We start from the raw sequence: 7,964 nt of genomic DNA on the forward strand, positions 1-7,964 counted from the left end.
TTCGTCCTTTGGGCCAGGTGCGCCCGGTGCCCGGTTCGCGTACGGTTGACGGCTGCCCTACGCACAGAAGAAGGGGGCCTGGGTGGCCGCGCAGAATGCCACGCACGCGCCGGACTCCGTCGACGACGCCCTGCCGGACAGCATCCGCGACCGCGAGATCGCGTCCGAACAGGAACACCTCGACCGCGTCTACCAGCGTCTTGAGGAGAAGATCCACGAGGCCGAGTTCCTCATGGACGACGCCGCCAAACGCGGCCAGGTCGGCACGCCCGGCGCGCTCGCCGAGCGGGACGCCCAGGTCTTCCAGGCCGGCGCCCACCTGAACCGCCTCAACTCCGAGTACGAGGACTTCCTCTTCGGCCGGATCGACCTGCTCCTCGGCAAGGACGGCAAGAAGGGCCCGGACGGCGCGTACACCTCGGTCGAGCCCGCCGACGGCGCGGTCACCGACGGCCGCGCGGAGATCGCCGAGACCCTGCACATCGGCCGCCTCGGCGTGCTGGACGCCGACTACAGCCCGCTGGTCATCGACTGGCGCGCGCCCGCCGCCGCCCCCTTCTACCGGGCCACCCCGGTGGCTCCCGGCCGGGTCGTACGCCGCCGGGTCATCCGCTCCAAGGGCCGCCGCGTCCTGGGCGTCGAGGACGACCTGATGCGCCCGGAGATCACCGCGACGCTGAACGGAGCGGAGCTGCCCGCGGTCGGCGACGGCGCGCTGATGGCCGCGCTGGGCCGGGCCCGCAGCCACACGATGCGCGACATCGTCGCCTCCATCCAGGCCGAGCAGGACATGGTCATCCGGGCCCCCGCCGCCTCCGTCACGGAGGTCGAGGGCGGCCCCGGCACCGGCAAGACCGCGGTGGCGCTGCACCGCGCCGCCTACCTCCTCTACCAGGACCGCCGCCGCTACGCGGGCGGCATCCTCATCGTCTCCCCGACGCCGCTGCTCGTCGCGTACACCGAAGGCGTCCTGCCGTCCCTCGGCGAGGAGGGCCAGGTCGCCATCCGGGCGCTGGGCTCCTTGGTGGACGGTGCCGAAGCCACCGCATACGACTCCCCGGCCGTGGCCCGCATCAAGGGTTCCAGCCGGATGCAGAAACTGCTGCGCAAGGCGGCGCGCGGGGCCCTGGAAATGGCCGGGACGGCGTCCGCGGGGGCCGCCGACACCGCGCCGGCCGACGGCCAGCTCGCCTTCGGCGAGGAGGACGAGGAGTCCACGCAGGCGGCCCCCGCGGGCCCGCCGGACCGGCTGCGGGTGGTCGTCTTCGGTGCCCGTATCGAACTGGACGCCAACGAGCTGCACCGCATCCGGCAGTCCGCCCTCGGCGGCACCGCGCCCGTCAACCTGCTGCGCCCGCGCGCCCGCCGCCTCATCCTGGACGCCCTGTGGAGCAAGTCCGGCGGCCCCAAGCGCTACACGGACCCCGAACTGGCCGCCGAGGCCCGCCAGGCGTTCGACGAGGACATCACCACCGAGGACGGCTTCCAGGACTTTTTGGACGCGTGGTGGCCGGAGCTGACCCCGCGCGGCGTCCTGGCCGCCATGGCCGACGAACGCCGGCTCGGCCGCTGGTCGCGCCGGGTGCTCAACCAGCGCGAGGCGCGCCGGCTGGCCCGCTCCCTCGGCCGCCTGGACGCGAAGGGCCAGGGGCCGCTGTCGGTGCACGACGTGGCGTTGCTGGACGAGCTGCAGCTGATCCTCGGCACCCCGGCGCGGCCCGCCAAGCCGCGCGAGGCCGACCCGCTGGACCAGCTCACCGGCCTGGAGGAGCTGAGCACGTACGCCGACCGCATGTCCGGCGGGGGGCGCAGCCGCCGCGAGCGCCTGGAGGAGGAGCGCGCGGACTACGCCCACGTCATCGTCGACGAGGCGCAGGACCTGACCCCCATGCAGTGGCGGATGGTCGGCCGCCGCGGCCGGCACGCGACCTGGACGGTGGTCGGCGACCCGGCGCAGTCGTCCTGGTCCGACCCGGACGAGGCCGCCGTCGCCCGCGACGAGGCGCTGGGCACCCGCCCCCGCCGCCGCTTCACCCTCACCGTCAACTACCGCAACCCGGCGGAGATCGCGGAGCTGGCCGCACGCGTGCTGGCGCTGGCGATGCCGGGCATGACGGCGCCGGAGGCGGTCCGCTCCACGGGCCTGACGCCGCGCTTCGTGGTCGCCGACCCCGCCGACCTGGCCGGTTCCGTACGGGACGCGGCGCGGCTGCTGCTGGACGAGGTGGACGGCACGGTCGGCGTCGTGGTGGCGATGAACCGCCGCGCGGAGGCCCGCCGCTGGCTGGAGGGGCTGGGCGACCGGGTGGTGGCGCTGGGCTCGCTGGAGGCCAAGGGCCTGGAATACGACGCGACACTGGTGGTCTCGCCCGCCGAGATCGCCGACGAGTCGCCGGCCGGGCTGCGGGTGCTGTACGTGGCGCTGACCCGGGCCACCCAGCAGCTGACCGTACTGTCCGGCGCGCGGGACGAGCCGGACGGGGACGGGGTGCCGGACCTGCTGAGGGACTGACCGGCGGACATCCCGCGGGGCCGGGCGGGGGAGTCCCGCAGGGCCGGCCGGGGGAGTCCCGCAGGGCCGGGCGGGGGAGTCCCGCGCCGCCGGGAAAGAAGGTGGCGGGACGGGATTCGCTTCCAGGGATGGTTTGTTAGCCTTGGTGGTGGCACCGGCCCGATCCAAGCCCCCGGGCCCAACCATAGTCGCTACGAGCGACCACTTGCCGCGAGGCGAGCATGGCGGGTCGGTGTCACTGAAGCACCCCGACGGGCGCCTTCCGAGCACTTCGGAAGGCGCCCGTCGCCGTTGGCGCGCCAGGGCGGTCGCCGTTGGCGCACCGGCGCCGCGGGGGTTCGCGCACCGTTCATCCGCGGTTGGCGGCCGGGTCTTCCGCCCGCCGAGGTTCTCTCGTAATGTGGAAGAACCTTTCCGGAAACGCGGGCTGGTTACCGTGTACCGGCTGGTAGGTGGGACGATCGGTCCTCGCGCTCCGGCCCGGTCCCGCCGCGGACCCCGGAGCGGCGCGCAGAGAGAAACAAGGGAAAGCAGAGGAAGTCGGCCATGGCAACGGCGCCTAGCGTCTCGTATTCGATGACGGTGCGGCTGGAGGTTCCCGCGAGCGGTACGGCGGTCAGCCAGCTCACCACGGCCGTGGAGTCCTCGGGCGGCTCCGTCACCGGCCTCGATGTGACCGCCTCCGGCCACGAAAAGCTCCGTATCGACGTCACCATCGCCGCGACCTCCACCGCCCACGCGGACGAGATCGTCGAGAAGCTGCGCGGCATCGAGGGCGTCGCGCTCGGCAAGGTCTCCGACCGTACGTTCCTGATGCACCTCGGCGGCAAGATCGAGATGCAGTCCAAGCACCCGATCCGCAACCGTGACGACCTGTCCATGGTCTACACCCCCGGCGTCGCCCGGGTCTGCCAGGCCATCGCGAACAACCCCGACGACGCCCGCCGCCTGACCATCAAGCGCAACAGCGTCGCGGTCGTCACCGACGGCTCCGCCGTGCTGGGCCTGGGCAACATCGGCCCCAAGGCCGCGCTGCCCGTCATGGAGGGCAAGGCGGCCCTCTTCAAGCGCTTCGCCGGCATCGACGCCTGGCCGCTGTGCCTGGACACCCAGGACACCGACGCGATCGTGGAGATCGTCAAGGCCATCGCCCCCGGCTTCGCGGGCATCAACCTGGAGGACATCTCCGCGCCCCGCTGCTTCGAGATCGAGGCCCGGCTGCGCGAGGCCCTGGACATCCCGGTCTTCCACGACGACCAGCACGGCACCGCCATCGTGGTGCTCGCCGCGCTGACCAACGCGCTGCGCGTGGTGGGCAAGAAGACCGAGGACGTCCGGGTCGTGATGTCCGGCGCCGGGGCCGCCGGCACGGCCATCCTCAAGCTGCTGATCGCGGCCGGCGTCCGGCACGCCGTCGTCGCCGACATCCACGGCGTGGTGCACGCGGGCCGCGCGGACCTGGTCGACGCCGACCCCGACTCGCCGCTGCGCTGGATCGCCGACAACACCAACCCGGAGGGTGAGACCGGCACCCTCAAGCAGGCCATCGTCGGCGCCGACGTGTTCATCGGCGTCTCGGCGCCCAACGTCCTCGACGGCGACGATGTCGCCAAGATGGCCAAGGGCGCGATCGTGTTCGCACTCGCCAACCCGGACCCCGAGGTGGACCCCGCGATCGCGCGGCAGACCGCCACCGTCGTGGCCACCGGCCGCTCCGACTTCCCGAACCAGATCAACAACGTGCTGGTCTTCCCGGGCGTCTTCCGCGGCCTGCTGGACGCCCAGTCCCGTACGGTGAACACGGACATGATGCTGGCCGCGGCCGGTGCCCTCGCGGACGTCGTCCTCGACGACGAGCGCAACGCCAACTACATCATCCCCAGCGTCTTCAACGAGAAGGTCGCGGGCGCGGTGGCCGGTGCGGTGAAGGAGGCCGCGAAGGCCGCCGGGGAGGCTGTGACGGCCGCCACGACGGCCTGACGCCCGGCGCGTCGCGTGCCACCGGGCCTGTTGGGCCCCCATAGGGTGGCGGGCAGCAAACGGTCGCCGCCCTGCGGGCCGGCCCGGTGAGGCACGGTGCGGGACGTCACCACTATGAGGCAGTGGCGCTTTTCGTGTGACCCTCCTGGGTGCCGGATTGGCTTTACCGCCGCAGGTGGGGGCAGGATGCGTACCCGGGCGCGAGGGTCTGTCAGCAGACCCGGGTCCGGGCACCGTCCAAGGGCCCTGGCAGCATCGGCTTCGATCTCACGCCTCATTGGCAAGAAGAACACGGGAGTACAAACATGAACCGCAGTGAGCTGGTGGCCGCTCTGGCCGACCGCGCCGAGGTGACCCGCAAGGACGCCGACGCCGTTCTGGCCGCGCTCGCCGAGACCGTCGGCGAGGTCGTCGCCAAGGGCGACGAGAAGGTCACCATCCCCGGCTTCCTGACCTTCGAGCGCACCCACCGTGCCGCTCGCACCGCGCGCAACCCGCAGACCGGCGACCCGATCCAGATCCCGGCCGGCTACAGCGTGAAGGTCTCCGCGGGCTCGAAGCTCAAGGAAGCCGCCAAGGGCAAGTAAGCCGCTGGGGCCGCAGGGCCCCGGTCGCCACAGGCGTGCGGGCGGCCGTTCCCCCCGGGGGAACGGCCGCCCGCTGTCGTTCCCGCAGCCCGCGGCGGGCCCCAGGGGGCCGCAAGCGGGGCCTGAGGGGCCCTTGCGCCACCTGTCGCTCTACAGGGCCGTAGAGGGCGTTCAGGGCTTACGTGGGGGACGGATGGGCCGTGCAGGGGCGGTGTGAGCATCGCAACCGCAACGCGCCGGGGCCGGGGTGGCTGGCGAAACCCCACCGAAAGGCACGGATTCAACCATTCGCCCAAGCAAACGGGCGAACCCTCGCTGATCGGTGCGCGGAGCACGAAAGGGCGGCCACCCCGGTGGGTGGCCGCCCCTTGCGTCCTGCGCCGTACGGTGCGCCCGTCAGGCGCCGGCCGCCCCGTTCGGCAGCTCCACGTGCGCCCCCAGGCTCACGAGCTTCTCCATGAAGTTCTCGTAGCCCCGGTTGATCAGGTCGATGCCGTGCACGCGCGAGGTGCCCTGCGCCGCGAGGGCGGCGATCAGGTACGAGAAGCCGCCGCGCAGGTCGGGGATGACCAGGTCGGCGCCCTGCAGCTTGGTCGGCCCGGAGACCACGGCCGAGTGCAGGAAGTTGCGCTGCCCGAAGCGGCAGGCGCTGCCGCCCAGGCACTCGCGGTACAGCTGGATGTGCGCGCCCATCTGGTTCAGCGCCGAGGTGAAGCCGAGCCGGGACTCGTAGACCGTCTCGTGGACGATGGACAGGCCGGACGCCTGCGTCAGGGCGACCACCAGCGGCTGCTGCCAGTCGGTCTGGAAACCGGGGTGCACGTCGGTCTCCAGGGCGATCGCGTCCAGCGAGCCGCCCGGGTGCCAGAAGCGGATGCCCTCGTCGTCGATCTCGAAGGCGCCGCCGACCTTCCGGTAGGTGTTCAGGAAGGTCATCATCGAGCGCTGCTGCGCGCCGCGCACGTAGATGTTGCCCTCGGTGGCCAGCGCCGCGGACGCCCAGGAGGCCGCCTCCAGGCGGTCCGGGAGGGCGCGGTGGTTGTAGCCGCCGAGCTTGTCGACACCGGTGATCCGGATGGTCCGGTCGGTGTCCATGGAGATGATCGCGCCCATCTTCTGCAGTACGCAGATCAGGTCCTCGATCTCCGGCTCCACGGCCGCGTTCGACAGCTCGGTGACGCCCTCCGCCAGGACGGCGGTCAGCAGCACCTGCTCGGTCGAGCCGACGGACGGGTACGGCAGGCGGATCTTGCAGCCGCGCAGCCGCTGCGGGGCCTCCAGATACTGGCCGTCCGCCCGCTTCTCGATGGTCGCGCCGAACTGGCGCAGCACGTCGAAGTGGAAGTCGACCGGTCGGCCGCCGATGTCACAGCCGCCCAGGCCCGGGATGAAGGCGTGGCCGAGGCGGTGCAGCAGCGGGCCGCAGAAGAGGATCGGGATGCGCGAGGACCCGGCGTGCGCGTCGATGTCCGCGACATTGGCGCTCTCCACGTGCGACGGGTCGAGGATGAGCTCGCCCGCCTCGTCGCCCGGGCGGACCGTGACGCCGTGCAGCTGCAGCAGGCCGCGTACGACGCGTACGTCGCGGATGTCGGGCACATTGCGCAGTCTGCTCGGGCTGCTGCCGAGCAGGGCGGCGACCATGGCCTTGGGCACGAGGTTCTTCGCGCCGCGAACCCGGATCTCGCCCTCCAGCGGGGTGCCGCCGTGGACAAGCAGTACGTCGTCGGTAGAGACGGTCATGGATCTCGCGTTCCTGGAGACGGACAGGGGGCCAAGGGGAAATGGTAAGCGCGCCGGAGGGGTTGCCCGTAGGCCGGAGCGGGTCCGGGGCATGTAATGGCTTTGTCACAACACCCTGCGCTACCGTCCGCCTTTGTTCTGTAATCGACATTCGGGATGGTCCGTACGGGTGTGTCCCGGTGTGCCGTCCGTGGCGCGGAACCGTGCGCCGGGGCTGCCGTCGTACGCCCTGCGCTGCTCTCGTGCGGGTCCCGCTGTTGACTCCCCGCCGCGGTGCGATGTGCGGGATCATGTCCCCATGACCGAGGTGTCCTCGCTCACCGGGCGGCTGCTCGTCGCCACACCGGCGCTCGCCGACCCGAACTTCGACCGCGCGGTGGTGCTCCTGCTCGACCACGACGAGGAGGGGTCCCTCGGCGTGGTCCTCAACCGCCCGACGCCCGTGGGCGTCGGCGACATCCTCGAACCGTGGGCGTCCCTGGCCGGCGAGCCCGGCGTGGTCTTCCAGGGCGGCCCGGTCTCCCTGGACTCGGCCCTCGGTGTGGCCGTGGTCCCGGGCGGCCCGGAAGCACCGGAGAGCGTGCCGGGCGGCGACGGGCCGCTGGGCTGGCGCCGGGTGCACGGGGCGATCGGCCTGGTCGACCTGGAAGCGCCCCCGGAACTCCTCTCCACGGTCCTCGGCAGCCTGCGCATCTTCGCCGGCTACGCAGGCTGGGGCCCCGGCCAGCTGGAAGAGGAACTGGTCGAGGGCGCCTGGTACGTCGTCGAGTCCGAACCGGGCGACGTCTCCTCCCCGGACCCGGAACAGCTCTGGCGAGCGGTCCTGAGACGCCAGCGAAACGAATTGGCGATGGTGGCTACGTATCCGGACGACCCGTCGCTGAATTGACGGTTGGGTTGGCTGTGGGGTGGCGGTTGGGGTGGCTGTGAAGTGACGGCCGAGCCGATCGTGAACTGACGGGCCGCCACGGGGGGCTGGGGCGGGGGTTCCGTGCGGCCACCCCCTGGGTAAGCCCCCGCTGGGGGGATGTGCCGCGCGGCCTATAGGGCGGCCCGGTTTGCCCGGGCCCCGCCCCCTTGGGGCTCGCGCCCCCGCCCCCTTGGGCCCGCGCCCCCGCCCCCTCGCCTCCCAGCTCCCGTTC

The 7,964-nt window shown here is 72.4% G+C and carries 5 protein-coding genes; 4 read left to right on the top strand and 1 reads right to left on the bottom strand.

Annotated elements, in window-relative coordinates; translation table 11 throughout:
* Positions 1–82: 82 nt before the first annotated feature.
* From IH45_RS0135320 to IH45_RS0135330, 3 genes are all read left to right on the top strand, one after another.
* Positions 83–2,512, top strand: a complete 2,430-nt coding sequence (locus IH45_RS0135320; protein WP_030678343.1) for a HelD family protein — start codon at positions 83–85, stop codon at positions 2,510–2,512.
* 546 nt (positions 2,513–3,058) lie between these two features.
* Positions 3,059–4,492, top strand: coding sequence for an NAD-dependent malic enzyme (locus IH45_RS0135325; protein WP_030678345.1), 1,434 nt, complete (start codon positions 3,059–3,061; stop codon positions 4,490–4,492).
* Positions 4,493–4,797: 305 nt separating this feature from the next.
* Positions 4,798–5,079 (top strand): HU family DNA-binding protein, encoded by a 282-nt coding sequence (locus IH45_RS0135330; protein WP_004571953.1) that lies wholly within the window; start codon positions 4,798–4,800, stop codon positions 5,077–5,079.
* Between the two features lie 396 nt (positions 5,080–5,475).
* Here IH45_RS0135330 and murA read toward each other — a convergent pair whose 3' ends face one another.
* Positions 5,476–6,822 (bottom strand): UDP-N-acetylglucosamine 1-carboxyvinyltransferase, encoded by a 1,347-nt coding sequence (gene murA, locus IH45_RS0135335; protein WP_030678347.1) that lies wholly within the window; start codon positions 6,820–6,822, stop codon positions 5,476–5,478.
* 298 nt (positions 6,823–7,120) lie between these two features.
* Between murA and IH45_RS0135340 the strand changes: the two genes are divergently transcribed.
* Positions 7,121–7,711 (top strand): YqgE/AlgH family protein, encoded by a 591-nt coding sequence (locus tag IH45_RS0135340; RefSeq protein WP_030678349.1) that lies wholly within the window; start codon positions 7,121–7,123, stop codon positions 7,709–7,711.
* Positions 7,712–7,964: the final 253 nt, after the last annotated feature.

The sequence above is a fragment of the Streptomyces rimosus subsp. rimosus genome, from assembly GCF_000720725.1.
In the GTDB taxonomy this organism is placed as follows: Bacteria; Actinomycetota; Actinomycetes; order Streptomycetales; family Streptomycetaceae; genus Streptomyces; species Streptomyces rimosus_A.

Excerpts from the sequence above, each read along its gene's own strand:
- IH45_RS0135325 (WP_030678345.1), top strand. The coding sequence starts at position 3,059 with ATGGCAACGGCGCCTAGCGTCTCGTATTCGATGACGGTGCGGCTGGAG.
- IH45_RS0135330 (WP_004571953.1), top strand. The coding sequence starts at position 4,798 with ATGAACCGCAGTGAGCTGGTGGCCGCTCTGGCCGACCGCGCCGAGGTG.
- murA (WP_030678347.1), bottom strand. The coding sequence starts at position 6,822 with ATGACCGTCTCTACCGACGACGTACTGCTTGTCCACGGCGGCACCCCG.
- IH45_RS0135340 (WP_030678349.1), top strand. The coding sequence starts at position 7,121 with ATGACCGAGGTGTCCTCGCTCACCGGGCGGCTGCTCGTCGCCACACCG.